Genomic DNA, 24,948 nt, shown 5'->3' on the forward strand with positions numbered 1-24,948 from the left:
ACGCAATGATAACGTCGGTGGTCTGGCAGAAAAACCCGGTTGCAATTTGCAGTACCGAATGAAAAGAGCAGGAAAGCCAAGGAATGCACGGAATCTGGCTATAAGCCCGTCAAATACCCGCCGCAATTCTGTCTTTTTATTTCAAATAAGCGACACGCCCGAGTTTTGTCCCCCGGCGCCAGCTTCCCAGGCTGACAATCGGCGCTCTACACTGTACCGGTACAGTTGCCGAGGGGCTTTTCCGGGGAATGTCGTCGATACTGACCCGGTTCTGTTGCCCACGGCGCCAGGACTATAAAAATTACAACAGTAAGAGTGGAGCACTATGACTAAGGCTACTAAGCAGATTTCCAAACTGTTTGCCGCTATGGTTCTGGCCGGGGTTGCCAGCCATTCGTTCGCAGCTGACACCATCAAGATCGGCATCGCCGGCCCTAAAACCGGTCCTGTAGCCCAATACGGCGACATGCAGTTCAGTGGCGCCAAAATGGCCATCGAACAAATCAACGCCAAAGGCGGTGTAGACGGCAAGAAACTCGAAGCCGTGGAATACGACGACGCCTGCGATCCAAAACAAGCGGTAGCGGTAGCGAACAAAGTCGTCAACGACGGCGTCAAGTTCGTGGTCGGCCACCTGTGCTCCAGCTCCACCCAACCGGCTTCGGACATCTACGAAGACGAAGGCGTGATCATGATCACCCCGGCTGCCACCAGCCCGGACATCACCACCCGTGGTTACAAAATGGTCTTCCGTACCATCGGTCTGGACAGCGCCCAGGGCCCTGCCGCCGGTAACTACATTGCCGATCACGTAAAACCGAAAATCGTTGCTGTTCTGCACGACAAACAGCAATACGGTGAAGGCATCGCCACCGCCGTGAAGAAAACCCTGGAAGGCAAAGGCGTCAAGGTTGCCGTGTTCGAAGGCGTCAACGCCGGCGACAAGGACTTCTCCTCGATGATCGCCAAGCTCAAGCAAGCCAACGTCGACTTCGTCTACTACGGCGGCTACCACCCGGAGCTGGGCCTGATCCTGCGTCAATCCCAGGAAAAAGGCCTGAAAGCCAAGTTCATGGGTCCGGAAGGCGTGGGTAACGACTCCATTTCGCAGATCGCCAAGGACGCTTCCGAAGGCCTGCTGGTAACCCTGCCGAAGTCCTTCGACGCAGACCCTGCGAACAAGGCCCTGGTTGAAGCATTCAAGGCCAAGAAAGAAGACCCGAGCGGTCCGTTCGTGTTCCCGGCCTTCTCGGCTGTGGAAGTGATCGCCGAAGGCATCAAGACCGCCAAGTCCGAAGACACCGCCAAAGTGGCTGAAGCCATCCACAAAGGCACCTTCAAGACGCCAACTGGCGACCTGAGCTTCGACGACAAGGGCGACCTGAAAGACTTCAAATTCGTGGTTTACGAGTGGCACTTCGGCAAACCAAAAACTGAAGCTTCGCCTCAGTAAGGCGCTGCCTGACTGACTGCCAATAAAGCCCACGGCGTGCCGTGGGCTTTGTTTTACGAACGTACCTGGGCCGCGCTGGCGTGATCCGCTAGTCTCCCCACCTGAAAATCTCAAAACCGTCATCAGCGGTTCGCTGGCAAACCCCGAATTCGAAGTGGATGCAGATCCACGGGGCTCGGGCGGGAAAATGACTCCACCAGTGAAATGCGTATCAGGTTTTTAGGAGCGCTGTAATGCCTGACATCTATCACTTCTTCCAACAGCTGGTTAATGGCATGACCATTGGCAGCACGTATGCCCTGATCGCCATCGGCTATACGATGGTTTACGGCATCATTGGAATGATCAACTTCGCCCACGGCGAGGTGTACATGATCGGCTCCTACGTGGCGTTCATCGCCATTGCCGGGCTGGCCATGCTGGGACTCGACAGTGTTCCGCTGTTGATGACCGCCGCTTTCCTGGCGACCATCGTCGTCACCAGTGCCTACGGCTACAGCATCGAACGGATCGCCTACCGCCCCCTGCGCGGCAGCAACCGTCTGATCCCGCTGATTTCCGCCATCGGCATGTCGATCTTCCTGCAGAACACGGTTCTGCTGGCGCAAGACTCCAAGGACAAATCCATTCCCAACCTGATTCCGGGCAACTTTGCCTTCGGGCCAGGTGGCGCACATGAAGTGCTGATTTCCTACATGCAAATCGTGGTGTTCGTGGTGACCCTGGTCGCCATGCTCGGCCTGACCCTGTTCATCTCCCGCTCTCGCCTGGGCCGCGCCTGCCGCGCCTGTGCCGAAGACATCAAGATGGCCAACCTGCTGGGTATCAACACCAACAACATCATCGCCCTGACCTTCGTCATCGGTGCCGCACTGGCGGCCATCGCGGCCGTGCTGCTGAGCATGCAATACGGCGTGATCAACCCGAACGCCGGTTTCCTGGTCGGCCTCAAGGCCTTCACCGCAGCGGTACTGGGCGGTATCGGCAGCATTCCGGGCGCCATGCTCGGCGGGCTGGTACTGGGCGTGGCAGAAGCCTTCGGCGCCGACATCTTCGGCGACCAGTACAAGGACGTCGTGGCCTTCGGCCTCTTGGTTTTGGTGTTGTTGTTCCGGCCAACCGGCCTGCTGGGTCGTCCGGAGGTTGAGAAAGTATGACTAGGAATATTAAACAGGCGTTTTTCAGCGCCTTGCTGGTGTGGGCCGTGGCCTACCCGGTATTGGGTCTGAAGCTGACCATCGTCGGCATCAACCTCGAAGTGCACGGCACCAGCACCGCCACCCTGATCACCATCGCCGTCTGCTCGGTGCTGATGTTCCTGCGGGTATTGTTCGACCAGCAGATCAGCTCGGTCTGGCGTTCCACGCCGCGCATGCCGCTGGTTCCGGCCAAGGCCAGCAACTTCCTGACCCTGCCGGGCACCCAGCGCTGGATCATCATTGCGCTGATCGCCGGCGCACTGATCTGGCCGTTCTTCGGCTCCCGTGGCGCGGTGGACATCGCAACACTGGTGCTGATTTACGTGATGCTCGGCCTGGGCCTGAACATCGTGGTCGGCCTGGCCGGCCTGCTTGACCTCGGTTACGTCGGCTTCTACGCCGTCGGCGCCTACAGCTACGCGCTGCTGTCGCACTACTACGGTCTGAGCTTCTGGATCTGCCTGCCAATCGCCGGCCTGATGTCGGCGACTTTCGGCTTCCTGCTCGGCTTCCCGGTACTGCGTCTGCGCGGCGACTACCTGGCGATCGTGACCCTGGGCTTCGGTGAAATCATTCGTCTGTTCCTGCGCAACCTGACCGGCCTCACTGGCGGTCCGAACGGCATCAGCAACATCGAGAAGCCGACGTTCTTCGGCCTGACCTTCGAACGCAAGGCCGCCGAAGGGATGCAGACCTTCCACGAGTATTTCGGCCTGGAATACAACTCGATCAACAAGGTGATCTTCCTTTACCTGGTTGCGTTGCTCCTGGCACTGGCTGCACTGTTCGTCATCAACCGTCTGCTGCGCATGCCCCTGGGCCGTGCGTGGGAAGCGCTGCGTGAAGACGAAATCGCCTGCCGCGCACTGGGTCTCAACCCGACCGTGATCAAATTGTCGGCCTTTACCCTGGGCGCCAGCTTCGCCGGTTTCGCCGGTAGCTTCTTCGCTGCCCGTCAAGGCCTGATCACGCCGGAGTCCTTCACCTTCATCGAGTCGGCGATCATCCTCGCCATCGTCGTGCTGGGCGGCATGGGCTCGCAACTGGGTGTGATCCTGGCGGCCGTGGTCATGATCCTGCTGCCGGAAATGATGCGCGAATTCAGTGAGTACCGCATGTTGATGTTCGGTGCCTTGATGGTACTGATGATGATCTGGCGCCCTCAGGGTCTGCTGCCCATGCAACGTCCTCACATGGAGCTGCGCAAATGAGTCGCGAGATCCTGAAAGTAGAAAATCTGAGCATGCGCTTCGGCGGCCTGCTGGCGGTCAACGGCGTTGCCTTGAGCGTGAAAGAAAAACAAGTGGTTGCACTGATCGGCCCCAACGGCGCCGGCAAGACCACCGTGTTCAACTGCCTGACCGGCTTCTACAAGCCGAGCGGCGGCAGCATCAAGCTGGACGGCGAGCCGATCGAAGGCCTGCCGGGCCACAAGATCGCCCTCAAGGGCGTGGTGCGTACCTTCCAGAACGTGCGGTTGTTCAAGGACATGACCGCGGTCGAGAACCTCTTGATCGCCCAGCATCGCCACCTGAACACCAACTTCCTGTCCGGCCTGTTCAAGACCCCGTCGTTCCGCAAGAGCGAGCGCGAGGCCATGGAATATGCCGAGTACTGGCTGGACAAGGTCAACCTGCGCGAATTCGCCAACCGCCCGGCCGGCACCCTGGCCTACGGTCAGCAACGTCGCCTGGAAATCGCCCGCTGCATGATGACCCGCCCGCGGATCCTCATGCTCGACGAACCGGCTGCCGGTCTGAACCCCAGGGAAACCGAAGATCTGAAGGCGCTGATCAGCGTGTTGCGTGAAGAGCACAACGTCACCGTGCTGCTGATCGAACACGACATGAAACTGGTCATGAGCATTTCCGACCACATCGTCGTGATCAACCAGGGCACACCTCTGGCCGACGGTACGCCGGAACAGATCCGCGACAATCCTGAAGTGATCAAAGCCTACCTGGGGGAAGCGTAAATGCTGCAGTTCGAAAACGTTTCCACCTTCTATGGCAAGATCCAGGCCCTGCACAGCGTCAACGTCGAGGTCCGCCAGGGCGAAATCGTAACCCTGATCGGCGCCAACGGTGCCGGTAAGTCCACGCTGCTGATGACCCTGTGCGGTTCGCCACGGGCCCATAGCGGCAGCATCCGCTACATGGGTGAGGAACTGGTCGGCCAGGATTCTTCGCAGATCATGCGCAAGAGCATCGCGGTCGTTCCGGAAGGTCGTCGGGTGTTTTCCCGCCTGACCGTGGAAGAAAACCTCTCCATGGGCGGCTTTTTCACCGCCAAGGGCGACTATCAGGAACAGATGGACAAGGTCCTCGGACTTTTCCCACGCCTGAAAGAACGCTTCAACCAGCGCGGCGGCACCATGTCCGGCGGCGAACAGCAAATGCTCGCCATCGGCCGTGCGCTGATGAGCAAGCCCAAGCTGCTGCTGCTCGACGAGCCGTCGCTGGGCCTGGCACCGATCATCATCCAGCAGATCTTCGACATCATCGAACAGCTGCGCAAGGACGGTGTGACGGTGTTCCTGGTCGAGCAGAACGCCAACCAGGCGCTGAAAATCGCCGACCGTGCCTACGTGCTGGAAAACGGCCGGGTGGTGATGCAAGGCACCGGTGAAGCCCTGCTGACCGACCCGAAAGTGCGCGAAGCGTACCTCGGCGGCTAAGCCTTTGCGGTAAACAAAAAAACGGCCTTCGCGGGCCGTTTTTTTATGTCTGCCACAACCCCTCCAACAATCAGGGTCCCCTGTAGGAGCGAGCCTGCTCGCGAAGAACTGGAGGGCGCTGCGTTCATCCAGACAGCCCACGTCATCGTTGACGTCCATCGCGAGCAGGCTCGCTCCTACAGGTCGAACATGACGGCTACAACCTGTCCAACGCCTCCCCACTGCGCTTGAACCACCCCATCAAATAATCCGCCAGCACCTGCGTGCGTTTCGGCAATCCGCCCTGATACGGATGCACCAGGTACATCGGCATGCTTCGGGTCTGATAGTCGCGCAGCAACCAGCGCAAACGCCCATCAGCCAATTCCGCCGGCAGCAGGTAGGACGGCAACCGAGCGATACCGGCGCCCGCCAGCGCAGCCTTTTTCAGCAGGCTGTAATGGTTGCTGGCAAACGGCCCGGAGACACGCACCCGCAACAATTCGTGTTGCTGGTGATAGAGCCATTCCTCGCGACCGCTGTAGTGGCTGTTGAGCAGGCATCGGTGCTCGGCCAGCGCCTGGGGTGTCTGCGGCTCACCGTATTGCTCCAGATAGGCCGGGCTGGCGCAGGTCATTTCGTGCCAGGCCAGCAACGGGCGCGCCACCAGTCGCTGGTCACTGGCCACGTCGGCGCGGATCGCCAGATCGAAGCCATCGCGGGACAGATCGCGGTAATTGTTATTGAGCTCCAGCTCGATTTGCACCTGGGGGTATTTGGCGGAGAACTCCAACAGCAAGCCGTCGAAGAAGGTTTCCCCCAACGACACCGGAACCGTCATGCGGACAGGACCTGCCATGTCGTCCTTCAACCGGGCCAAAGCCTGGCGCGCCCGCTCGACCTGCACCACCAGAGCCTGCGCCTGCGGCAACAACGCCGCGCCGGCCGCTGTCAGGCTCAAACGCCGGGTGGTGCGCTGCAGCAGCACCACGGAAAACTGCGTTTCCAGCTGGCTGATGCGCTTGGACAGTTGCCCCTTGCTGCACCCGAGTTGCTGCGCAGCGAGGGTAAAACTGCCCGCCTCGACCAACACCGCGAACGCTGCCAGATCATCCATCTCGCTCATGGATTGTTTCCAATAGAAAACCAAACGTTGCCTATTAGCACGCTTATCAGTGGAAAAATCCACTCTAAACTGAACCCACATTCAACGCACTGGAGGCAAGACAGCATGAAAATTCTTTTGATCGGCGCAGGCGGCACCATTGGTTCGGCTATCGACAAGGAACTGTCCCCACGCCACGAAATCGTGCGCATCGGCCGTACCAGCGGTGATTTCCAGGTGGATATCAGCGACAGCGCTTCGATTCGCAAACTGTTCGAGCAAACCGGCAAGTTCGACGCGCTGATCTGCGCCGCCGGCAACGTCACCTTCGCCCCATTGGCTGAAATGACCGAAGAGAGTTTTGCCCTGGGCCTGAAAGACAAACTGATGGGCCAGGTCAATCTGGTGTTGATCGGCCGCGAATTTGCCAACGATGGCGCATCGTTCACCCTCACCACCGGTGTGTTGAGCCACGACCCGATTCGCAGCGGCGCTTCGGCGGCACTGGTCAATGGTGCGCTGGACAGCTTTGTCCGTGCCGCCGCCATCGAACTGCCGCGCGGCCTGCGGGTGAACTCGATCAGCCCGAACGTGCTGGTGGAAGCCATGGGCAAATACGCACCGTACTTCCGCGGTTTCAAACCGGTTCCGGCGGCCGATGTGGCATTGGCCTACGCCAAGAGTGTCGAAGGCTTGCAGACAGGCCAGACCTTTCACATCTGAACAGAGCCTGGGTGCGACGCTGACTCAGCGTCGCCTCAGGATGCCGGCGGCTCCAACAGCGTTGGCACCAGGTCGCCAGCTATCTCGCGGGGTACGGAGATACGCAGACTGGGGCCTCTGATCTCCGACTGAACCGTCGTGGTGGACACCAGCACTCCATTGATGAATAGCCGCACGCGTTGATGCATTTCCTGACGCGTCACTTGTGCTAACCGGCGCTGTGCATCGGGGCTCAGTGTGACGTTGAGCTCGATGGATTGCGGACTATGTTCATCGACTCGCCTAAGCTCCAGGTTCATGACGGTAAAGTCCGACCTGGACGTGAAAGTGATGTCTGCCGCCAGGCATTGCATCGCTGCCACCATTCCCAATGCCCCAAAAAACAGCTTGCCTGAGCCCTTCATAACACCTCCTGTAACGAAAAGGCCGACAAGGTTACGGCCAAATCCCTTTCGACCCGGCTCCTAAAGTAAAGCCGAATGTTACTTACCCGCCTTCAAATCCGAGGCGAGTCCCACTCACCGGTTGTGATGAACGGTCAGTCTGAGTAACGTGGCGGCACTTGTCAGGAGACCCCAAGATGCGTGTTGCCCGTTCCCTAGTCGTTGTTGCCCTGCTCCCCCTGTTCGCCGCCTGCCAGTTATTCGACGGATCCCGAGAAAGCGCCGCCCATGTGGGCCAGACCCGCATGCAAGGCCAGTTGAGCGCGGCCGACGGCAAGCTGCTGTTCCAGCCATGCGGCCAACCACAGCGTTATGCGGTCAACGACACGGGTGGCACCAGCGTCCTGCAACAGGCCGCGAGCCTGGCCAATGCCCAGGGCAAACTGTTTGCCGATGTGCGCGGGCGTATCGTTTCCGGTTCCGGCGACGGGCAACTGGACCTCGAACAGCTGTACCGCGTCGAGCGCTCGGGCAATGTCTGTGAAGATCCCGATTTCAAAAAGCTGATCCTGCGTGCTGCCGGCCACACCCCTGAGTGGAAAGTGAGTGTCAGCGGCAAAGGCATGGTCATCGACCGCGCCGGCCAGCCTCCCCTGGCGGTGCCCTATGTCGAAGAGCAACTGGGCGATGGCCGCTTCAACCTCAGCACCGAAGCCAACAATCAGCACATCGAACTGTGGGTCGCCCCGCAACGCTGTGTCGACAGCAGCAACGGCAGCGTCCAGCACATGAGCGCCGAGTTGCGGATCAACGGCCAGGTGCAACGCGGATGCGGGTATTTCGGCGGTTCGCGCGACGACTGATCGTTTAGGCCTCACGGGACCCGGCCTTTGCGGCTTATAATCGCCGGCTTCAAACGCCCTGGCGCAGTTGTGCGCCCCGCGAACCGGATCCCGTCATGTTACGAATCACCGAACTCAAGCTGCCGATCGACCATCCCGATGAAGACCTGCGCCCTGCCATCGTGCAGCGCCTGGGCATCGCCAGCGATGACTTGCTCGACTTCACCTTGTTCAAGCGCAGCTACGATGCGCGCAAGAAGTCTTCCGAACTGTGCTTCATCTACACCATCGACCTCAACGTGCGCGATGAGGCCTCGGTGCTGCGCAAGTTCGCCGATGACCGTAACGTCAATGTGGCGCCGGATGTCAGCTACAAAATGGTCGGCCAGGCGCCGGCCGACCTGAGCGCACGCCCGGTCGTGGTCGGCTTCGGCCCATGCGGGATCTTCGCCGGGCTGTTGCTGGCGCAAATGGGCTTCAAGCCAATCATCCTCGAGCGCGGTCCCGATGTGCGCCAGCGCACCAAAGACACCTGGGGCCTGTGGCGCAAGAGCGTGCTCAACCCCGAGTCCAACGTGCAGTTCGGCGAAGGCGGTGCGGGGACGTTCTCCGACGGCAAGCTCTACAGCCAGATCAAGGACCCGAAGTTCGTCGGTCGCAAGGTCCTGCACGAGTTCGTCAAGGCCGGTGCGCCGGAAGAAATCCTCTACGTCAGCAAACCGCACATCGGTACGTTCCGCCTGACCGGTGTCGTGGAAAACATGCGTGAAGAAATCCGCGCACTGGGCGGCGAAGTACGCTTCCAGCAGCGGGTTACCGATGTGCTGATCGAAGACGGACAGCTGGTTGGCGTCGAACTCGATGGCGGCGAGCAGATTCACTCCCGGCACGTGATTCTGGCCCTCGGCCACAGTGCCCGGGACACCTTCCGCATGCTGCACGGTCGCGGCGTGTACATGGAGGCCAAGCCGTTCTCGGTGGGCTTCCGTATCGAGCATCCGCAGTCGCTGATCGACCGGGCGCGCCTGGGCAAATATGCCGGCCACCCGAAACTTGGCGCCGCCGACTACAAACTGGTGCATCACGCCAGCAATGGCCGTTCGGTCTACAGCTTCTGCATGTGCCCGGGCGGCACGGTGGTGGCGGCCACGTCCGAGCCGAATCGCGTGGTGACCAACGGCATGAGCCAATACTCGCGTAACGAGCGCAACGCCAACTCCGGGATCGTCGTCGGGATCAGCCCGGAAGTCGACTACCCGGGCGGTCCGCTGGCCGGTATCGAGTTGCAGGAACGCCTGGAGTCCCACGCCTTTATCCTGGGTGGCAGCAACTACGAAGCGCCGGCGCAACTGGTCGGCGACTTTATCGCTGGCAAGCCGTCCACCGAACTGGGCAGCGTTGAACCGTCCTACAAGCCCGGTGTTGCCCTGGGCGATCTGGCGCTGGCCTTGCCGGCCTTTGCCATCGAAGCCATTCGCGAAGCCTTGCCAGCCTTCGAGAAGCAGATCCGCGGTTACTCGCTGCACGACGCCGTACTGACCGGGATCGAAACCCGCACCTCGTCGCCACTGCGGATCACCCGCAATGAGTCGATGCAGAGCCTGAACGTGAAGGGCCTGTTCCCTGCAGGCGAAGGCGCGGGTTACGCGGGAGGGATTCTGTCGGCGGGCGTGGACGGGATTCGGATTGCCGAGGCTGTGGCGCGGGACATCCTGGGCCTGGAAGCCTGACACGCAACGCCTGAAACAACACAACAACCTGTGGGAGCGAGCCTGCTCGCGATAGCGGTTCACCATTCAACGACAATGTTGATTGATCTGACGCCATCGCGAGCAGGCTCGCTCCCACATTGGTTTTTCAGTGTTTGAGAAAACTCAGATATTGGCCCGCAACACACTCGCCGGCAGCGGCTCACCGCGCTCGACCGTTGCGGCAACGGCCGCCATCAACCCGCTCAACTCATACCCCTCGGCCTTGAGCCATTTCTGATCGTAGTAAGTCGTGGCGTAACGCTCACCGCTGTCGCACAGGATTGCCACGATCGACCCCGTCTCCCCCGCTGTCGCCATCTGCTGCGCGGCCATCAGGGCGCCGATCAGGTTGGTACCGCTCGATCCTCCGACATGCCGTCCCAGTCGTTCGGCCAGGTAATGCATGGCGGCCAGCGACAACGCGTCCGGCACCTTGACCATCGCGTCGATCACCTTGGGCAGGAACGAGGCTTCCACCCGTGGCCGGCCAATACCTTCGATACGCGAGCCATGATCCAGGCGCAGACTGGCATCGCCGGTCTGGTAGTAATCGAAAAACACCGAACGTTCGGCATCGGCGCACAACACACGGGTGCAATGCTGCCGATAGCGTACATAGCGTCCCAGGGTGGCCGTGGTGCCGCCGGTGCCGGGGCTGGAGATCAGCCAGCTCGGCTCCGGATGCTTTTCAAAACGCATCTGCTGGAAGATCGATTCGGCGATGTTGTTGTTCGCCCGCCAGTCGGTGGCGCGCTCGGCGTAGGTGAACTGGTCGATGAAATGCCCATCGTGTTCCCGCGCCAGGCGCTCGGATTCGGCGTAGATCTGCGTGGGATCGTTCACCAAGTGAGTCTGGCCACCGTAGAAGGCGATCTGCGCGATTTTCTCCTTGGAGGTGCTGGCAGGCACTACAGCAATGAACGGCACACCGAGCAACCGGGCAAAGTACGCCTCGGAAATCGCCGTCGAACCGCTGGAGGCTTCGATCACCGGTGCGCCGGGCTTGAGCCAGCCGTTACACAGCGCATAAAGGAACAATGAACGCGCCAGACGATGCTTGAGGCTGCCGGTGGGGTGGCTCGATTCATCCTTGAAGTACAACTCGATGCCCGGAAAACCCGGCAGCGGCAAGGGGATCAGGTGGGTGTCGGCGCTACGCTGGAAGTCGGCCTCGATGATCCGGATGGCTTCGCGGGCCCACTGTCGGTTGTCGCTCATGGTGATTGTTCTCGTTGGATCGGGCGGGAGTCTGACTCAAACGTCAAGCTTAGGAAAAAACCTACATCGCGCACAGGTACAGCTGGGGCTCAATACGCCCGCCAACTGCTAGGCTCAGGTCGGTGCCAGCGGGACGTTCTGTAACGGCATATAACAAAAAAGAATATAACTTTTGTTTTAACAACTAAGACTACGGGTTAGGGTGTGCCACCTTTTGACCTTATCGATGGAGAGCGAACCTTGCCTCTGCGTAGCACTTTCACGCGTTTCTTTCAGTTGGAAGCTGCCAGCGGTCTGCTACTGATCGCCGCTGCCGTTCTGGCTCTAATCATCAACAACTCCTCGCTGTCCTGGCTGTACAACGGCCTGCTGGACACGCCGGTCGTGGCGCAGGTCGGCGCGTTGAAAATCGCCAAGCCGCTGCTGCTGTGGATCAACGACGGCCTGATGGCGCTGTTTTTCCTGTTGATTGGCCTGGAAGTGAAGCGGGAAGTCCTCGATGGACAACTGTCCAAGCCTTCGCAAATCGTCCTGCCTGGCGCCGCCGCCATCGGCGGCATGGTGGTGCCGGCCTTGATCTACTGGTTCCTCAACCGTGACAACCCGGCGGCCCTGGCCGGCTGGGCCATCCCCACCGCCACCGACATTGCCTTCGCCCTCGGCGTACTGGCGCTGCTGGGCAAACGGGTTCCGGTGTCGTTGAAACTGTTCCTGATGACCCTGGCGATCATCGACGACCTGGGCGCGATCATCATCATTGCGATCTTCTATTCCGGCGCCCTGTCCACCCTGTCCCTGGCGCTGGCCGCGGCCTGCATCGCGGCACTGATCGGCATGAACCGGCTGGGGGTGGTCAAGCTCGGTCCGTACATGATCGTCGGCCTGATCCTGTGGGTCTGCGTACTCAAGAGCGGCGTGCACGCCACACTGGCCGGCGTGACGCTGGCTTTCTGCATTCCCCTGCGTACCCGCAACGCCGAGTCGTCGCCGCTGCTGACCCTGGAACACGCGCTGCATCCGTGGGTGGCCTACGGCATCCTGCCGCTGTTCGCCTTTGCCAATGCCGGCCTGTCTCTGAGTGGCGTTACCGCTGAAAGCTTCACTCACCACGTGCCAATGGGCATCGCGATCGGCCTGCTGCTGGGCAAGACCCTCGGTGTGTTCGGCCTGACCTGGCTTGCGGTGAAAACCGGCATCGCCGCCCTGCCCCAAGGCGCGAACTGGGGTCAGGTGCTGGGCGTGGCGATCCTCTGCGGCATCGGCTTCACCATGAGCCTGTTCGTCGGCTCCCTGGCCTTCGTACCGGGCGCCAGCGAATACGCCGGTATGGACCGGATGGGGATCCTGACCGGTTCGATACTGGCGGCATTGATCGGTTATACAGTGACGTCGATGGCGAGCCGCAAGAGCGTGCTGCAAGCCGCATAGACCGGGCGGCATGCCCTGAAAAACCAAAAACCCCGACCAGTCACCTGATCGGGGTTTTCTTTATCCGTTTTCCCGCTTAGTGCGAGACGCGGCTGGTGCCGTCGACCGTGGCGATGCGTACACGCTCGCCAACGCGGAATACTTCGTTTTCCTGAACCTGTTGCACGTAGGCGCGCATGCTGCCGTCGTCTTCGCGCACGGTGATTTCGACGCCCTGGGTACGGGTCAGGCCTTCTTCGGCTGCCGAACCTACCAGGCCACCGGCGACTGCGCCGATGACTGCAGCGACGATGCTGCCTTTACCGCCACCGATGGCGCTGCCGCCAACGCCACCGACTGCGGCACCGGCGACGCTGCCGATCGGGGTCTTGGTGCCTTCGATTTTCACCGGACGCAAGGCTTCGATGGTGCCCATGCGAACGGTCTGCACGCGACGCGCTTCGTCACGGGAGTAGGAGTCACCGGTCAGGCTCGATTGGCAGCCAGTGAGCAACATCGCCATCGTGGAAAAGGAAGCAACCAGCAGAACAGACTTACGCATAGCATCAACTCCAAAGGACAGGTAATCATTAAACCCCGCGGCTTGACGCCTGTCACGGCATCGCCCGGATAAAAATGGTTTTATTCAGTTCCAGTACAGGCGCTCTCCGGACTCCCACACGTTAGCGGTAAAGTCGGCAATCTGCGCCGTTGGCCGAGGATTTTCATGGATTACTTTATCATTTTCGTCACGACCGTCGCCGGGCTGTACTTCCATTGGTGGCTGTACGTGCGGATCAGACGCTGGATGGATCGTGATCTGGCATTGGCGCTGGCCGGCGGCGACGAACGCAAAAAAGCGTTCATGCTCCAGCAACTGGCGAACGCTCAAGCGCAAAAAATCAAGCGTCGAGACCTGCCGCAGTGGCTGGAGGCCGCCGCGGCAGGTTATCCCGATCGGTAGACTGCTTAGGGTGCCAGACGTTCAAGAATCCAGTCGGCGCCCTGCTGACGATAGTTCAGGCGATCGTGCAGGCGGCTCGCACGTCCCTGCCAGAACTCGATGCGCTCCGGCAGCAGTCGATACCCGCCCCAGTGTTCAGGGCAGTGCGGCTGGCTGTCGCTGAAGCGTTGTTCGGTGTCCTTGAGTAGCGCTTCCAGCTCGGCGCGATCGGCAATCACCCGGCTTTGCGGTGAGGCCCAGGCCCCCAGACGACTGCCCAGCGGACGAACCTGATAGTAGGCATCAGACTCCTCAGGCGTGACCTTCACCACCCGCCCTTCGATGCGCACCTGGCGCTCCAGGGTCGGCCAGAAAAAAGTCATGGCGGCGAACGGGTTCAAGGCCAGGTGCTGGCCCTTGGCACTGTCGTAGTTGGTGAAGAACGTGAAACCCTGCGCATCCAGCCCCTTGAGCAGCAGGATGCGGCAATGCGGCCGACCGTCCTGATCGACAGTGGCCAAGGTCATGGCGTTTGCTTCCACCGGTGCCTGCTCGGTTTTCACCGCGTCGGCGAACCATTGGTGGAACAGCGCGAATGGCTCGGCCGGGGCTTGCGCCTCGGTCAGGCCATCACGGGTGTAATCGCGGCGCATATCTGCCAGGGCCTTGGTCATGGCGCATTCCTTTTGGTTAGCGAATCACTGCTTTGTGGTATCGGTGGCGACGGCTTTTTTCGTGTCGGCGGCGGCCTTGGCCGGTGCAGTCTTTTTCGCCGGGGTCGCGGTCTTGGCCGGTGCTTTCTTGGCTGGCGCCTTGGCGGCTTTCTTCGCCGGAGCCTTTTTCGCAGTGGCTGCAGCGGCTTTCTTCGCATCGGCAGGCGCAGGCGTCACCGGCTTGGCTGCAGGCTTGACGTCCGGGGTTGCGGCCACGCGCACTGGCGCCGGGGCTGGCATGTTGTATTTGCTCAGCAGCGCGACCATGGTCTCCTGCGGCGTCACCAGCAGTTCCACGCGACGGTTCAGGGCACGGCCTTCGGCGCTGTCGTTGGCGGCACGCGGAGCATCACCGCCCAGGCCGCGCAAACTCAGGCGATCACGTTGCAGACCGCTGAGACGGAAGATCGCCGCGACAGCTTGTGCACGCTCCTGGCTCAGTTTCACGTTGGCCGGTGCAGCGCCGGAAGTATCGCTATGGCCAAGCACCAGCACGGCAGTCTTAGGGTCGGCTTCGAGGATTTTGGCCACACGCGTGAACGGCCCAAGGGTCACCGGCAGCAGCATGGCCGGACGGTCCGGGTTGAAGGAGCCCTCGACCGGCGCAATCACCACCAGCACGTTTTCGCGGCGTTCGAGTTGCAGGTTGCTGTCCTTGATCGCTGTACGCAGGCGCGGCTCGTAGTCGTCGAGCCAGGCCTGGGTCACTTTCGGATCCGGCATCGGTACGGCTTTGGCGGTGCTCTTGTCTTTGCCACCGAACGGCCACCACCACTTGCTGCCCGAGTCGGCATCAGCCTTGGCCACAGGCGCCGCAGCAGGCTTCACCGGTGCAGGGGCTGGAGCCGGCTCTTTTGTCGCAACTTTGTCGGAGGAACTGAACGGCCACCAGCTGCCGCCATCCGCATCATTTTTAGGATTCTGCGCGCAACCAGTAACAGCGATGCACAGTGCCAAGACGAGGGTTGGTTTGGTTGACATTGGATATCCACAAAAATGAAGTAAAAAAATCAGGCTCGCTACGGCCCGTATAAACGCAGATTGGAAACTTAAAAGGCTTTCGGGTTCCGAATTCCGGACCTACGGACAGGATTTACAGACAAGTGGCCAGTACCCGCACAAGCTTTTGCGCGCGCGGATCCATCAAGACGTACGGCCCCAGTGTATTTGTCACAAACCCGAAGGCCACATCGTGCTCCGGGTCAGCAAAACCGATGGAGCCGCCGGCGCCAGGGTGCCCGAAAGCGCGCGGACCAAGACCGTATGTGGCGTTGGGCACATCCGGCTGATCGAGCATGCAGCCCAGGCCGAAACGGGTGCGGGTCAGCAGGGTCTTGTCCTCGCCGACACTGTGCTCGCGGGTCAGCTCGTCCAGCATTTCGCCTTCCAGCAGGCTGCCATCGAGCAGGCCGGCGTAGAACCCGGCCAGGCTGCGAGCGTTACCGTGGCCATTGGCCGCCGGTTGCTGCATGCGCCGCCATTCCGGCTTGTTGGTGCTGGTCAGCACCGAGGGTGGGTTAGTGAAGGCGCGGGTGGTCATGGCGGTCGGTTCGCGCATCGTCACTTGCAGCAGGCGCTGGGCCGCGGCATCGCCAGCGTTGCCCTTGCCACGGGCGATATGCGCCACGCGATGGAATTCTTCATCGGCCAGGCCGACATGGAAATCCAGCCCCAAAGGCTTGGCCACTCGCGCCACGATCGACTCACCCGGCCCGCGCCCGTCGGCTCGCCGCAGCAGTTCGCCGATCAGCCAGCCATAGGTGATTGCGGCATAACCATGGCCCTCACCCGGCGTCCACCAAGGAGCCTCGGCCGCCAGGGCGTCGACCATGGTTTGCCAGTTGTACAGCGCTTCAGGGGCCAGCAACTCGCGCAATGCGGGCAGGCCGGCCTGATGGCAGAGCAGCTGGCGCAGGGTGACGGATTCTTTGCCGGCGGCAGCGAACTCGGGCCAGTAGCGCGCAACCGGGGCATCCAGTTGCAGCTTGCCTTCGGCCACCAGTTGCAGCGCGGTAACGGCGGTGAAGGTCTTGGTGCAAGAGAACAGGTTGGCGATGGTGTCGCTGTGCCAGGCTTCGCTGCCATCCTTGTCGGAGGTGCCGGACCACAGGTCCAGTACGGTTTCGCCACCAACCTTGATGCACAACGCTGCACCACGTTCCTGAGGATCGTCGAACAGCGCCGCGAACGCCTCACGCACTGCCTCGAACTTAAGCTCGTAATGACCCTGAATCTGCACCCGTGACTCCCCGGAAAAACGCTCTACAAAGTGGCCCGCATTGTTCCAGCCCTTGAAGGTTTTGGAAACAGGTGCGGGCCGGGCGGTCAGGTTCTTCATGTAGGAGCTGTCGAGTGAAACGAGGCTGCGATCTTTTGATTTTCAAGATCAAGATCAAAAGATCGCAGCCTTCGGCAGCTCCTACCTTTGGGGATTGCGTCCTGCGCTTTTAATGGCCCTTGCCGGAATGCCCACCAGCGCCCTTCCCCGGCCCCTTGCCGGCCTCGGCCTGGCGCCCGCCTTCGGCGTCGTGGCTGGCTTTTTCGGCCCCGGCACTGGCCTTCGCTTCCTTGGCCAGCTGATCGACGGCCGCCAGGTTGCTCTTGCGCACGCTGTCGACAAAGCCCTGGAACGGCAGATCGGTGATGCCCACCAGACCGAAGTGACCGTTTTCGCCATCCAGCAGGCGCCCGGTGACAGGCTGATCGAGGTATTGGAACCAGTGCACGCCGACAATCGACGGTTCGCTTAGCGCCTGTTTCAGGAAGTTTGCGTAAGCCGGGCCACGGTCCTCTTCCTTCGCCACTTGCGTCACGCCGCCCCAGAACGGGCCGCGATCGGCCGAGCCGAAATTGAATTCGGTGATCAGCACCGGCTTGTCGAGGCTGCGCAGTTGGGCGAAGTCATAGCCGTCCTGCGGTTGCAGGGTGTACAGGTTGAAGCTCAGCACGTCGCAGAACCGGGCGCAGGATTCGACAGCTTCCGGCGTACTGACGGCAAACCGGCCACCGAGCAACAATTGGTTCGGCGCGTGCCACTTGAGCGAATCGGAAATGGTCTTGAAATAGGTGTCGGCGAAAACCTTCTGGAAGTATTTGAAGTCGGCTTCGATTTCCGGATGTTCGGGGTTTGGCAGTGGCGGCACGAAGCCCGGGTCTTCCATCAGTTCCCAGGCTGGCAGATCAATGCCCCAGGCTTTGGACAGGCCTTCCTGGTTGCGATATTTGTCGCGAAGTTGCTTGAGGAACGCGCGCTTGGCCGGCACATCGGTGGTCATTTTCAGGGTGCCGTAGGCCAGGGCGTAGCGGGCTTTCGGATCGTCACCGGGACCGGCCCAGGCCAGTTCGTTATCGGCGTAATAGCCGATCAGCCATGGATCGTCACGATGGTCACGAGTGGCAATGGCCACGGCGCGTTCGGTCGCCATGGCAAAACGCGGGTCGAACGGGTCGGGCATGCCGCCCCACCAGTCGTTGCCGGTGCTGATGCTGGTGTAATCGCCGACGATCGACAGCGGCAAGGTGTACGGGACGCGCTCTGCTTCGCCCAGGACTGGCGCGCTCCAATTGCCGACCGTGTTGAACCCCCAGGCTTGCAGCCGATCGAGGGTTTGGCTCGCCCAGCGTTTTTCATCGACAACGGCCTTGCACGGCGCGACAGGCGCCGGCTCGGCCGCCTTCACCGCAGTCGCTTGTTCCGCATCGGCCTTGGCGGCTTCGGCAACACCTGCTTCAGCTGTCGCAGGCACCAACGGTTGCTCTGCGGCTTTTTCCACGGTTGCTTCTACTGCGTCGGCCTTGGCGGCTTCGGCCACCCCGGCCTTGTTATTACCCGACGCACAGGGATCGCCGTACAGGCGTTGAAGATTGGCGCCATAGAAGTCGTACCAGCGCCCGGCATTGAAGCCGCGCCCCTGATCGACGCCATTGCCGCCACGGTTGTCCCCCTCGCCAAAGTGGCTGGCCAGTGGCTCGCCTGCCTTGGGCAGGGATTCGAACATCCATTCACGTCCGGCGACGTAGGTCTGGTTGACGTCCGCCGCAACGGTATTGACGCCCAACGAGTAGAACGGATACCCCAACGGCGTGACCAGATACCAGCGACCGTCGCGTTTTTCAGTGCGGAAAAAACCGCTGCCCTTGAACGCTGGCCCTTGGGTCCAGCCACCAAACTTGTCCAGCGGTGCCTTGCTGCGTTCGGCCAGCCAGTTTTTGAGTTGCTGCTGTTCCTTGGCGGCCGCGCCTTTGAGCTGTTCATCGCTGCTGACTTTTTCCGGCCATTTGGCCCGGGTCGACTGGCCGTAGGCGTCCACCAGATTGCCGTAGGTCGCTTGGGTGGCCGCCTCGCCGCCCTCCACACCGAAGCGCTCGAGCAGAATGCTTTGGGCGGCCTTCGGCTGGTCCATCGACAGACTGACCGACACTACCTGGTTGCGATCGAGTTCACCGCTGCTGCTGGCCAGCAATACCCGCTGGCCATCGACCGTAACCGGCATCGGCGGGCCGGCTTTCATGCCCTGGCTCAGCGGCGAAGTCGCCACCAGCGGCACCAGCAATGTCTGCGCAGGCCCTGCCGGCAGGTCGACGCGGCTGATCAGTGTCTTGCCGTCGTTGCTCTGGATTTGCACATAGAGGGTGACCGCCCAGTTCATGGCGCTCTGGATACGCAGGCTCATCATTGCCGACTGCGACCAGTCCCAGGCACCGGTTTGCGGGCTCAGGCGCAAGGTCGGGCGGGCTACCGGATTGAAAGTCACCCGGCGCAGCACCTCGCCTTCGGGGGTTTGCTCGGCGTTGGCTTGTGGCAGGTCGGCGTTTTCGGTGGCCACCCGTACCACATCGGCAGGGCGAACGAAGTTGAACAGCGTCTGCTGAGCGCCAGGCGCTGCCAGCAATGGGGCCGCGAAGACCAGGGCAAAAACGGCGGGTAACGAACGGCGAATCATGAGAACGGAATTCTCCCTAACGACCTCGACAGGCCAGTGGAATAGCGATGACAGAGAGATAGACAACGCGGCGGGCAGATTTGCCCACCGGCGTATCAGGAAATTTCTCGGCGGAAGGGAGGCAACGCATTGAGGATCGCCTTGCCATAGCGCTGGGTGACCAGACGCCGGTCAAGCAAGGTGATGGTGCCGCGGTCTTCTTCGGTACGCAGCAGACGACCGCAGGCCTGGACCAGTTTCAGCGAGGCGTCCGGCACGGAGATTTCCATGAACGGGTTGCCGCCCCGGGCCTCGATCCATTCGGCCAGCGCCGCCTCGACCGGATCGTCGGGCACCGAGAACGGAATCTTGGCGATGACCACGTGCTCGCAATAGGCGCCGGGCAGGTCGACCCCTTCGGCGAAACTCGCCAGGCCGAACAACACGCTCGAATCCCCGCCATCGACCCGCGCCTTGTGCTTGTTCAGGGTTTCCTGCTTCGACAGGTTGCCTTGAATGAACACTTGTTTGCGCCAGTCGCGGTCCAGGCCGTCGAACACGTCCTGCATCTGTTTGCGCGAGGAAAACAGCACCAGCGTGCCCCGGGACCCTTCGACCAGCTCCGGCAGGTCGCGGATGATCGCCGCCGTGTGCGCCGCCGCATCACGGGGATCGGCGTTGAGGTTCGGCACCCGCAGCACACCGGCGTCGGCGTGATGAAACGGACTGGGCACCACGGCGGTGACTGCCTTTTTCGGCAGCCCGGCGCGCATGCGGAAACGGTCGAAGGTACCGAGGGCGGTCAAGGTCGCCGAGGTCACCAGACAGCCGTATGCAACGTTCCACAGATTGCGCCGGAGCATTTCCGCCGCGAGGATCGGGCTGGCGTTGACCTCGATATCGAACAGCGAACCGCTTTCGGCCAGGGTCAGCCAACGCGCCATCGGCGGGTTGTCTTCCGGGTCCTCGACGGTGAACGCAGTCCACAACTCCCAGTTGCCCGAGGCGCGGGACAACAGGCTGCCGAACAGCGGGTACCACTCTTCGGCCTGGTTGCTGGCAATGCCGATATTGACCTCGCCGTCCATGCCTTCCTTGAGCAGATCAGTGAGGCGGGTGAACAGGTCGGTCAGGCGGGCAAAGCCTTTCTTAAGCTCGATGCCCATCTCACGCATGTGCTCGGGAATCACTCCGCCGACGAAACGGTGACGCGGCCGTTCGCGGCCTTCGACGTCTTCGCCGGGCTTGAAATCGGCGACCTGCTCACAGGCGCTGAACATGAATTGCTGCTGGGTCTTGATCTCCCGCGCCAGCTCCGGCACTTGCTCGATCAGCTTGCCCAGATCCCCGGGCAGCGGGTGTTGGGCCAGCAGCTTGGTGAGGTTCTTGGCAGTGGTTTCCAGCCAGTCGGCGGTGGAACGCAGGCGCGTGTAATGAGCGAAATGGCCGATGGCCTTGTCGGGCAGGTGATGGCCTTCGTCGAACACATAGATGGTGTCGCGCGGGTCCGGCAGTACCGCGCCGCCGCCCAGGGCCAGGTCAGCCAGCACCATGTCGTGGTTGGTCACGATCACATCGACCTTGCCCATGCCTTCGCGGGCCTTGTAAAAGGCGCACTGGCCGAAGTTCGGGCAATGGCGGTTGGTGCACTGGCTGTGATCGGTGGTCAGGCGCGCCCAGTCGGCGTCCTCCAGGGCATTGGGCCAGCTGTCCCGGTCGCCGTCCCATTTATTGCCGGCGAGTTTTTCGATCATGCTGGTGAACAGTTTCTGGCTGGCTTCATCCACCTCGATCTTGAAGCCCTCCTCCTCGAACAGCTGCGCGGTGGCGGTCTGTGCGTGGCCTTCCTGGAGCAACATGTCGAGCTTGGACAGGCACATGTAACGCCCCCGTCCCTTGGCCAGGGCGAAGCTGAAATTCAATCCGCTGTTGCGCATCAGGTCCGGCAGATCCTTGTAGACGATCTGCTCTTGCAGGGCCACGGTAGCGGTGGCGATCACCAGGCGCTTGCCGGCGGCCTTGGCGGCAGGGATCGACGCCAGACTGTAGGCCACGGTCTTGCCGGTACCGGTGCCGGCCTCCACCGCGACAATCGCAGGTTCGCCACTGCGCCGGCCTTCGTCGTCGGTGTCGATGTCACCGAGGACCTTGGCGACTTCGGCAATCATCAGGCGCTGGCCGTAGCGTGGCTTGAGGCTCTTGGCTTCGAGAAAACGCGAATAGGCGCCCTGGATCGTGGTTTTGAGTTCAGTGCTGATCATGGATTGTCGGGCGCAAAAAACGCTGGATAAATTTTCAGTGGTTCGGATCGGCCGCTATCATACCCCGCTAATTAATCCCGCGCAGAACGGAGTAACCCAATGACCGCTTTTAGCCTCGTTTATAGCCTGCATGTCCTCGCCGCACTGGTGTGGGTGGGCGGCATGTTTTTCGCCTGGATAGTCCTGCGCCCCGCGGCGATCAAGGCACTGGAAGGTCCCGCCCGGCTGAAGCTGTGGGTAGAAGTATTTCAAGGTTTCTTCCGCTGGGTATGGGGTGCGGTCATTCTGCTGCCGGTCAGTGGCGTGGGCATGCTGAATCTGCACTTCACCGGCTTTGAGCATGCGCCGCGCTACGTGCAAGTGATGATGGGCCTTTATCTGGTGATGACTGCGCTGTTCATCCGGATCCAGGCGTTGATGCTGCCGGAGTTGCGCAATGCCGTGCAGGCGCAGGACTGGCCGACCGGGGCGTCGGTACTGGGGCGGATTCGCAAGGTGGTGGGGATCAATCTGCTGGTGGGGCTGGCTGTGGTAGCGATCGCGGCGGCCCGACCGACGTTCTAAAAGCATCGCGGGCAAGCCTTGCTCCCACAAGGACGGTGAAATTCTGTGGGAGCAAGGCTTGCCCGCGAAGACATTCGACCAGGCGGCACACTTTTCAGATATTGCTTACAACCGCTGCACCGTCACCGAGCCCGCAGCTCCCGCCGGCCCCGGTTGCCCGTCTGCTCCCGGCTTGCCGCCTTTTCCGCCATCGGTTGTGTAGATGATGCACCCCTTGGCCTTACCGCCAGCGCCTGGCTTGCCGCCAGGTCCGGCCAGGCCACCGGCACCGCCGGCCACTTGAACCTTGATCTGCTCCGCCGGGTAGTCGCGCGGCACGGCCAGCTTGACCAACGCTCCCGGAGCACCCGGTTGACCGTCACTGCCGTTGCTGCCATCGGCACCGCGACCGGCCTGGCCCCAAGCACAACCGGGCGCCTGGCCGTTAGCCCCATCCAGGCCGAAAAACCCCGGCGCGCCCGCGCCACCGCGCGCATCCACCTGCAATTGTGGTGCGTTCAGGGCTTTGATCTGCAGATTCAGGTTACGTCCGGAGCGGGCTGCCTTCTGGTAAGTACCGGGCGCACCGCGAGCAGTGATCTGGCTGCCTTCGGACAGGTTGGCGCGGCTGACCTTCAACTCAAGCGCCTGTTCGCCGGGCACGATGGCGATCCGTGCTTCACGCCCCAGATGCAGTTCACCCACGGTGAGTTCGGTCACGTTCGAAGGAATCAGCAAGGTGCCGTAGTCGGCCACTTCCAGGCGTTCCAGCTGCAGGGTGCTGGCGGTGTTGGGCAGGCGCATCAGCGAGTTGGTTTCGACACTCACCACCTGGGCGCAGGCCAATGGGCTGATGAATGCAGCGAGCAGACAGAGTTTACGCATGGGAAGCCTTAGATGCGGTAGGGGCAGGAATGGTTTGCAGGTGAAAAACGCCGAACAGGACAATCTTCAGACGATCACGCCAGGGATGCTCGCGCCCTCTGAGGCTGCGAAAACACAACAGCGCCTCGAGAAGATGCAGGCCCGCCAGCAGGGCGCCGGCCAGGTTGACCAGCAGGTGCAGCGGATAAACGAACGGCATGAGCAGATTGACCAGCACCACCAGCCAGAACAGCAGGGTCAGCAGCTTCCCCACTCCCCATAGCACTTTCATACACGCCCCCGGTGAGAATTATTATTTTGCCGCACAGTAACGGCTTCCGCGCGGGATAAGCCAGAGGGCAAGCGAAAAAATTTGATGAAGACCGCCGAATGGCCGTCGAGACGCTGCGAATCCGCGCCCGACGGCTCTATCTCGGTGCTCAACGATTGATGTGCAACTCCACGCGACGGTTTTTCGCGCGACCTTCATCAGTAGCGTTATCCGCCACCGGCTGGCTTTCACCCTTGCCTTCGCTGGTGAGCTTGGCCGGCGCCACGCCCTGGGTCAGCAGGTACTGCGCCACGCTGCTGGCCCGTCGCTCCGACAAGCCCTGGTTGTAGACATCCGAGCCGACGCTATCGGTATGCCCGACCACCTTGATACTGACCACGCTGTCGTCCTCCAGCTTGCCCATGATCGAATCGAGCTGGCTTTGCGCGGTAGGGGTCAGGTCAGACTGGTTGAAGGCAAACAGCACATCGCCGGCATCGCTCAGGGTGATGACTTCGGACTGCACGGGTTCGGGTTTCACGCTGGCCGGGTATTGCGGCAGCGGACAACCGTGATGTTCCACAGGGGTGTTGGCCGGGGTGTCGGGGCAGCGATCCCGTCGATCAAAAACGCCATCGCCGTCTTCGTCGCCGTCCTGGGCATAGCAGATCAAACCACCGGTCAAAATACCGAGCGCCGCTCCACCGGCCGCCCAACCGCCACTTTCGATAGCGCCCAGGCCTCCGCCGACCAGTCCGCCAATGACGCTGCAGATCGGCCAGGTACGTTGATTGAGGGGGGCAGTGCCATCGCTGTGAGTAGCGCAACCGGTCAACAGGCTGCTCAGCAGCAGAACCGGCAAGACGGTCCGTGTGAGATTGCTCATTTTGAAAGCTCCTGTGTCACCGGCCAATGCCGGTTACACAGGAGTAAAGACCCGCATCCGCGACTGCACAAGCCGCGGATGCGAGGGTTCTAGCGTTGGATTTTGATTTCCGTGCGACGGTTTTGCGCACGACCGTCAGCGGTTTTGTTATCGGCAACCGGCTGGCTTTCACCCGCACCGGTAACAGACACAAAGTTACTGCGCGGCACGCCTTCGTGGATGAGGTACTCAACCACCGAGTGAGCGCGTTTATCCGACAGTTTCTGGTTGTAAGTATCGCTGCCCACACTGTCGGTATGGCCAGTAACGGTCAACTGAGCAGTAGGAGCTTCCGCTTTCAAACGAGTGGCGATTTTGTCGAGTACTTGTTTGTCAGACGGTGTGAGTGTCGCTTTGTCGAACTGGAAGTGAACATCACGGATGACGATGGTTTCTTCCTTGACCACCACGGCTTCTTCAACCACAGGAGCTGGCGCTGGCGGTGGGCAACCGTCGGCATCGACTTTCACGCCATGAGGCGTGCCAGGGCACTTGTCACGGCTATCCGGTACGCCGTCGCCATCTTCGTCGCCATCACCATGAACCCAGCAATAGGCCGCTGCCGTACCACCGACAACCAGCGCACCCCAGCCTGCCCATGACGAACTCTCGGTGGCACCGAGTCCCGCGCCCACGACACCTCCGACTGCCGCACAGATCGGCCAGTCGGTCTTCTGCAAACCTGCGCAACCAGTCAAAACACTGGTTAGCAGAACCAGGGGTAATGCTGTCCGAACTATGCTCATCTAGTTATCTCCTGAATGATCGG

General features: G+C 61.3%; 24 protein-coding genes. 11 read left to right on the plus strand and 13 right to left on the minus strand.

Features of this window, described 5'->3' with window-relative positions:
• Positions 1-325: 325 nt before the first annotated feature.
• The 5 genes from ABTV29_RS24710 to ABTV29_RS24730 all read left to right on the plus strand — a co-directional run bounded on the left by ABTV29_RS24710 (position 326) and on the right by ABTV29_RS24730 (position 5,329).
• Positions 326-1,453 (plus strand): branched-chain amino acid ABC transporter substrate-binding protein, encoded by a 1,128-nt coding sequence (locus ABTV29_RS24710; RefSeq protein WP_433767225.1) that lies wholly within the window; start codon positions 326-328, stop codon positions 1,451-1,453.
• Between the two features lie 233 nt (positions 1,454-1,686).
• Positions 1,687-2,610 (plus strand): high-affinity branched-chain amino acid ABC transporter permease LivH, encoded by a 924-nt coding sequence (gene livH / locus ABTV29_RS24715; protein WP_175390687.1) that lies wholly within the window; start codon positions 1,687-1,689, stop codon positions 2,608-2,610.
• Complete coding sequence (locus ABTV29_RS24720) at positions 2,607-3,863, plus strand: high-affinity branched-chain amino acid ABC transporter permease LivM (protein ID WP_433767226.1); 1,257 nt, start codon at positions 2,607-2,609, stop codon at positions 3,861-3,863. The genes livH and ABTV29_RS24720 overlap by 4 nt, the downstream gene beginning before the upstream one ends.
• The gene (gene livG, locus ABTV29_RS24725; RefSeq protein WP_433767227.1) at positions 3,860-4,627 is read left to right on the plus strand and encodes a high-affinity branched-chain amino acid ABC transporter ATP-binding protein LivG; all 768 of its coding nucleotides are present in this window, start codon (positions 3,860-3,862) and stop codon (positions 4,625-4,627) included. The genes ABTV29_RS24720 and livG overlap by 4 nt, the downstream gene beginning before the upstream one ends.
• Positions 4,628-5,329, plus strand: a complete 702-nt coding sequence (locus tag ABTV29_RS24730; protein WP_015093834.1) for an ABC transporter ATP-binding protein — start codon at positions 4,628-4,630, stop codon at positions 5,327-5,329. It begins immediately after the preceding gene.
• A 196-nt stretch (positions 5,330-5,525) separates the two neighbouring features.
• On the opposite strand, the gene ABTV29_RS24735 is transcribed toward ABTV29_RS24730, so the two are convergent.
• Positions 5,526-6,434, minus strand: coding sequence for a LysR family transcriptional regulator (locus ABTV29_RS24735; RefSeq protein WP_433767228.1), 909 nt, complete (start codon positions 6,432-6,434; stop codon positions 5,526-5,528).
• Positions 6,435-6,539: 105 nt separating this feature from the next.
• Here ABTV29_RS24735 and ABTV29_RS24740 point away from each other — a divergent pair, with 105 nt between their 5' ends.
• Positions 6,540-7,136 (plus strand): short chain dehydrogenase, encoded by a 597-nt coding sequence (locus ABTV29_RS24740; RefSeq protein WP_433767229.1) that lies wholly within the window; start codon positions 6,540-6,542, stop codon positions 7,134-7,136.
• Between the two features lie 35 nt (positions 7,137-7,171).
• Here ABTV29_RS24740 and ABTV29_RS24745 read toward each other — a convergent pair whose 3' ends face one another.
• On the minus strand, positions 7,172-7,540 hold the full coding sequence (locus tag ABTV29_RS24745; protein WP_433767230.1) for a SecDF P1 head subdomain-containing protein: 369 nt from the start codon (positions 7,538-7,540) through the stop codon (positions 7,172-7,174).
• A gap of 176 nt (positions 7,541-7,716) precedes the next feature.
• Here ABTV29_RS24745 and ABTV29_RS24750 point away from each other — a divergent pair, with 176 nt between their 5' ends.
• Both ABTV29_RS24750 and ABTV29_RS24755 read left to right on the plus strand, forming a co-directional pair.
• The gene (locus tag ABTV29_RS24750) at positions 7,717-8,382 is read left to right on the plus strand and encodes a COG3650 family protein (protein WP_433767231.1); all 666 of its coding nucleotides are present in this window, start codon (positions 7,717-7,719) and stop codon (positions 8,380-8,382) included.
• 95 nt (positions 8,383-8,477) lie between these two features.
• Complete coding sequence (locus tag ABTV29_RS24755) at positions 8,478-10,091, plus strand: NAD(P)/FAD-dependent oxidoreductase (protein WP_433767232.1); 1,614 nt, start codon at positions 8,478-8,480, stop codon at positions 10,089-10,091.
• Between the two features lie 144 nt (positions 10,092-10,235).
• On the opposite strand, the gene ABTV29_RS24760 is transcribed toward ABTV29_RS24755, so the two are convergent.
• Positions 10,236-11,330, minus strand: a complete 1,095-nt coding sequence (locus ABTV29_RS24760; protein ID WP_433767233.1) for a PLP-dependent cysteine synthase family protein — start codon at positions 11,328-11,330, stop codon at positions 10,236-10,238.
• Positions 11,331-11,570: 240 nt separating this feature from the next.
• Here ABTV29_RS24760 and nhaA point away from each other — a divergent pair, with 240 nt between their 5' ends.
• Positions 11,571-12,758, plus strand: a complete 1,188-nt coding sequence (gene nhaA / locus ABTV29_RS24765; protein ID WP_433767234.1) for a Na+/H+ antiporter NhaA — start codon at positions 11,571-11,573, stop codon at positions 12,756-12,758.
• Positions 12,759-12,834: 76 nt separating this feature from the next.
• Here nhaA and ABTV29_RS24770 read toward each other — a convergent pair whose 3' ends face one another.
• Entirely contained in the window at positions 12,835-13,299 is a 465-nt protein-coding gene (locus ABTV29_RS24770) for a glycine zipper 2TM domain-containing protein (RefSeq protein ID WP_433767235.1), read from the minus strand.
• 165 nt (positions 13,300-13,464) lie between these two features.
• Here ABTV29_RS24770 and ABTV29_RS24775 point away from each other — a divergent pair, with 165 nt between their 5' ends.
• Complete coding sequence (locus tag ABTV29_RS24775) at positions 13,465-13,701, plus strand: hypothetical protein (RefSeq protein WP_433767236.1); 237 nt, start codon at positions 13,465-13,467, stop codon at positions 13,699-13,701.
• 5 nt (positions 13,702-13,706) lie between these two features.
• On the opposite strand, the gene pdxH is transcribed toward ABTV29_RS24775, so the two are convergent.
• From pdxH to dinG, 5 genes are all read right to left on the minus strand, one after another.
• Entirely contained in the window at positions 13,707-14,354 is a 648-nt protein-coding gene (gene pdxH, locus ABTV29_RS24780) for a pyridoxamine 5'-phosphate oxidase (protein WP_433767237.1), read from the minus strand.
• 24 nt (positions 14,355-14,378) lie between these two features.
• The gene (locus ABTV29_RS24785; protein WP_433767238.1) at positions 14,379-15,374 is read right to left on the minus strand and encodes an OmpA family protein; all 996 of its coding nucleotides are present in this window, start codon (positions 15,372-15,374) and stop codon (positions 14,379-14,381) included.
• Between the two features lie 112 nt (positions 15,375-15,486).
• Positions 15,487-16,632 (minus strand): serine hydrolase domain-containing protein, encoded by a 1,146-nt coding sequence (locus tag ABTV29_RS24790; protein WP_433772003.1) that lies wholly within the window; start codon positions 16,630-16,632, stop codon positions 15,487-15,489.
• Between the two features lie 208 nt (positions 16,633-16,840).
• Entirely contained in the window at positions 16,841-19,336 is a 2,496-nt protein-coding gene (locus ABTV29_RS24795; protein WP_433767239.1) for a beta-agarase, read from the minus strand.
• Positions 19,337-19,431: 95 nt separating this feature from the next.
• Positions 19,432-21,576: an ATP-dependent DNA helicase DinG gene (dinG, locus tag ABTV29_RS24800; protein WP_433767240.1), complete on the minus strand. Its 2,145-nt coding sequence runs from the start codon at positions 21,574-21,576 to the stop codon at positions 19,432-19,434.
• 99 nt (positions 21,577-21,675) lie between these two features.
• On the opposite strand from dinG, the gene ABTV29_RS24805 reads away from it, so the two are divergent.
• Entirely contained in the window at positions 21,676-22,140 is a 465-nt protein-coding gene (locus tag ABTV29_RS24805) for a CopD family protein (protein WP_433767241.1), read from the plus strand.
• A 105-nt stretch (positions 22,141-22,245) separates the two neighbouring features.
• Here ABTV29_RS24805 and ABTV29_RS24810 read toward each other — a convergent pair whose 3' ends face one another.
• From ABTV29_RS24810 to ABTV29_RS24825, 4 genes are all read right to left on the minus strand, one after another.
• Complete coding sequence (locus ABTV29_RS24810) at positions 22,246-23,004, minus strand: collagen-like protein (protein ID WP_433767242.1); 759 nt, start codon at positions 23,002-23,004, stop codon at positions 22,246-22,248.
• On the minus strand, positions 22,997-23,275 hold the full coding sequence (locus ABTV29_RS24815) for a DUF1145 domain-containing protein (protein WP_433767243.1): 279 nt from the start codon (positions 23,273-23,275) through the stop codon (positions 22,997-22,999). The genes ABTV29_RS24810 and ABTV29_RS24815 overlap by 8 nt, the downstream gene beginning before the upstream one ends.
• 148 nt (positions 23,276-23,423) lie before the next feature.
• A complete protein-coding gene (locus ABTV29_RS24820) occupies positions 23,424-24,140 on the minus strand; it encodes an OmpA family protein (RefSeq protein WP_433767244.1) in 717 nt (238 codons plus the stop codon).
• An 89-nt stretch (positions 24,141-24,229) separates the two neighbouring features.
• Positions 24,230-24,925 carry an OmpA family protein gene (locus tag ABTV29_RS24825; protein ID WP_433767245.1) on the minus strand — a complete coding sequence of 232 codons (696 nt, stop codon included), beginning with the start codon at positions 24,923-24,925 and terminating at the stop codon, positions 24,230-24,232.
• Between the last annotated feature and the right edge of the window lie 23 nt (positions 24,926-24,948).

The sequence above is a fragment of the Pseudomonas putida genome, assembly GCF_050989985.1.
Classification (GTDB): Bacteria; Pseudomonadota; Gammaproteobacteria; order Pseudomonadales; family Pseudomonadaceae; genus Aquipseudomonas; species Aquipseudomonas putida_AI.

Bases quoted from the DNA above. Each gene is read 5' to 3' on its own strand.
- ABTV29_RS24710 (WP_433767225.1), top strand. From the start codon at position 326: ATGACTAAGGCTACTAAGCAGATTTCCAAACTGTTTGCCGCTATGGTT.
- livH (WP_175390687.1), top strand. From the start codon at position 1,687: ATGCCTGACATCTATCACTTCTTCCAACAGCTGGTTAATGGCATGACC.
- ABTV29_RS24720 (WP_433767226.1), top strand. From the start codon at position 2,607: ATGACTAGGAATATTAAACAGGCGTTTTTCAGCGCCTTGCTGGTGTGG.
- livG (WP_433767227.1), top strand. From the start codon at position 3,860: ATGAGTCGCGAGATCCTGAAAGTAGAAAATCTGAGCATGCGCTTCGGC.
- ABTV29_RS24730 (WP_015093834.1), top strand. From the start codon at position 4,628: ATGCTGCAGTTCGAAAACGTTTCCACCTTCTATGGCAAGATCCAGGCC.
- ABTV29_RS24735 (WP_433767228.1), bottom strand. From the start codon at position 6,434: ATGAGCGAGATGGATGATCTGGCAGCGTTCGCGGTGTTGGTCGAGGCG.
- ABTV29_RS24740 (WP_433767229.1), top strand. From the start codon at position 6,540: ATGAAAATTCTTTTGATCGGCGCAGGCGGCACCATTGGTTCGGCTATC.
- ABTV29_RS24745 (WP_433767230.1), bottom strand. From the start codon at position 7,540: ATGAAGGGCTCAGGCAAGCTGTTTTTTGGGGCATTGGGAATGGTGGCA.
- ABTV29_RS24750 (WP_433767231.1), top strand. From the start codon at position 7,717: ATGCGTGTTGCCCGTTCCCTAGTCGTTGTTGCCCTGCTCCCCCTGTTC.
- ABTV29_RS24755 (WP_433767232.1), top strand. From the start codon at position 8,478: ATGTTACGAATCACCGAACTCAAGCTGCCGATCGACCATCCCGATGAA.
- ABTV29_RS24760 (WP_433767233.1), bottom strand. From the start codon at position 11,330: ATGAGCGACAACCGACAGTGGGCCCGCGAAGCCATCCGGATCATCGAG.
- ABTV29_RS24770 (WP_433767235.1), bottom strand. From the start codon at position 13,299: ATGCGTAAGTCTGTTCTGCTGGTTGCTTCCTTTTCCACGATGGCGATG.
- ABTV29_RS24775 (WP_433767236.1), top strand. From the start codon at position 13,465: ATGGATTACTTTATCATTTTCGTCACGACCGTCGCCGGGCTGTACTTC.
- pdxH (WP_433767237.1), bottom strand. From the start codon at position 14,354: ATGACCAAGGCCCTGGCAGATATGCGCCGCGATTACACCCGTGATGGC.
- ABTV29_RS24785 (WP_433767238.1), bottom strand. From the start codon at position 15,374: ATGTCAACCAAACCAACCCTCGTCTTGGCACTGTGCATCGCTGTTACT.
- ABTV29_RS24795 (WP_433767239.1), bottom strand. From the start codon at position 19,336: ATGATTCGCCGTTCGTTACCCGCCGTTTTTGCCCTGGTCTTCGCGGCC.
- dinG (WP_433767240.1), bottom strand. From the start codon at position 21,576: ATGATCAGCACTGAACTCAAAACCACGATCCAGGGCGCCTATTCGCGT.
- ABTV29_RS24805 (WP_433767241.1), top strand. From the start codon at position 21,676: ATGACCGCTTTTAGCCTCGTTTATAGCCTGCATGTCCTCGCCGCACTG.
- ABTV29_RS24810 (WP_433767242.1), bottom strand. From the start codon at position 23,004: ATGCGTAAACTCTGTCTGCTCGCTGCATTCATCAGCCCATTGGCCTGC.
- ABTV29_RS24815 (WP_433767243.1), bottom strand. From the start codon at position 23,275: ATGAAAGTGCTATGGGGAGTGGGGAAGCTGCTGACCCTGCTGTTCTGG.
- ABTV29_RS24820 (WP_433767244.1), bottom strand. From the start codon at position 24,140: ATGAGCAATCTCACACGGACCGTCTTGCCGGTTCTGCTGCTGAGCAGC.
- ABTV29_RS24825 (WP_433767245.1), bottom strand. From the start codon at position 24,925: ATGAGCATAGTTCGGACAGCATTACCCCTGGTTCTGCTAACCAGTGTT.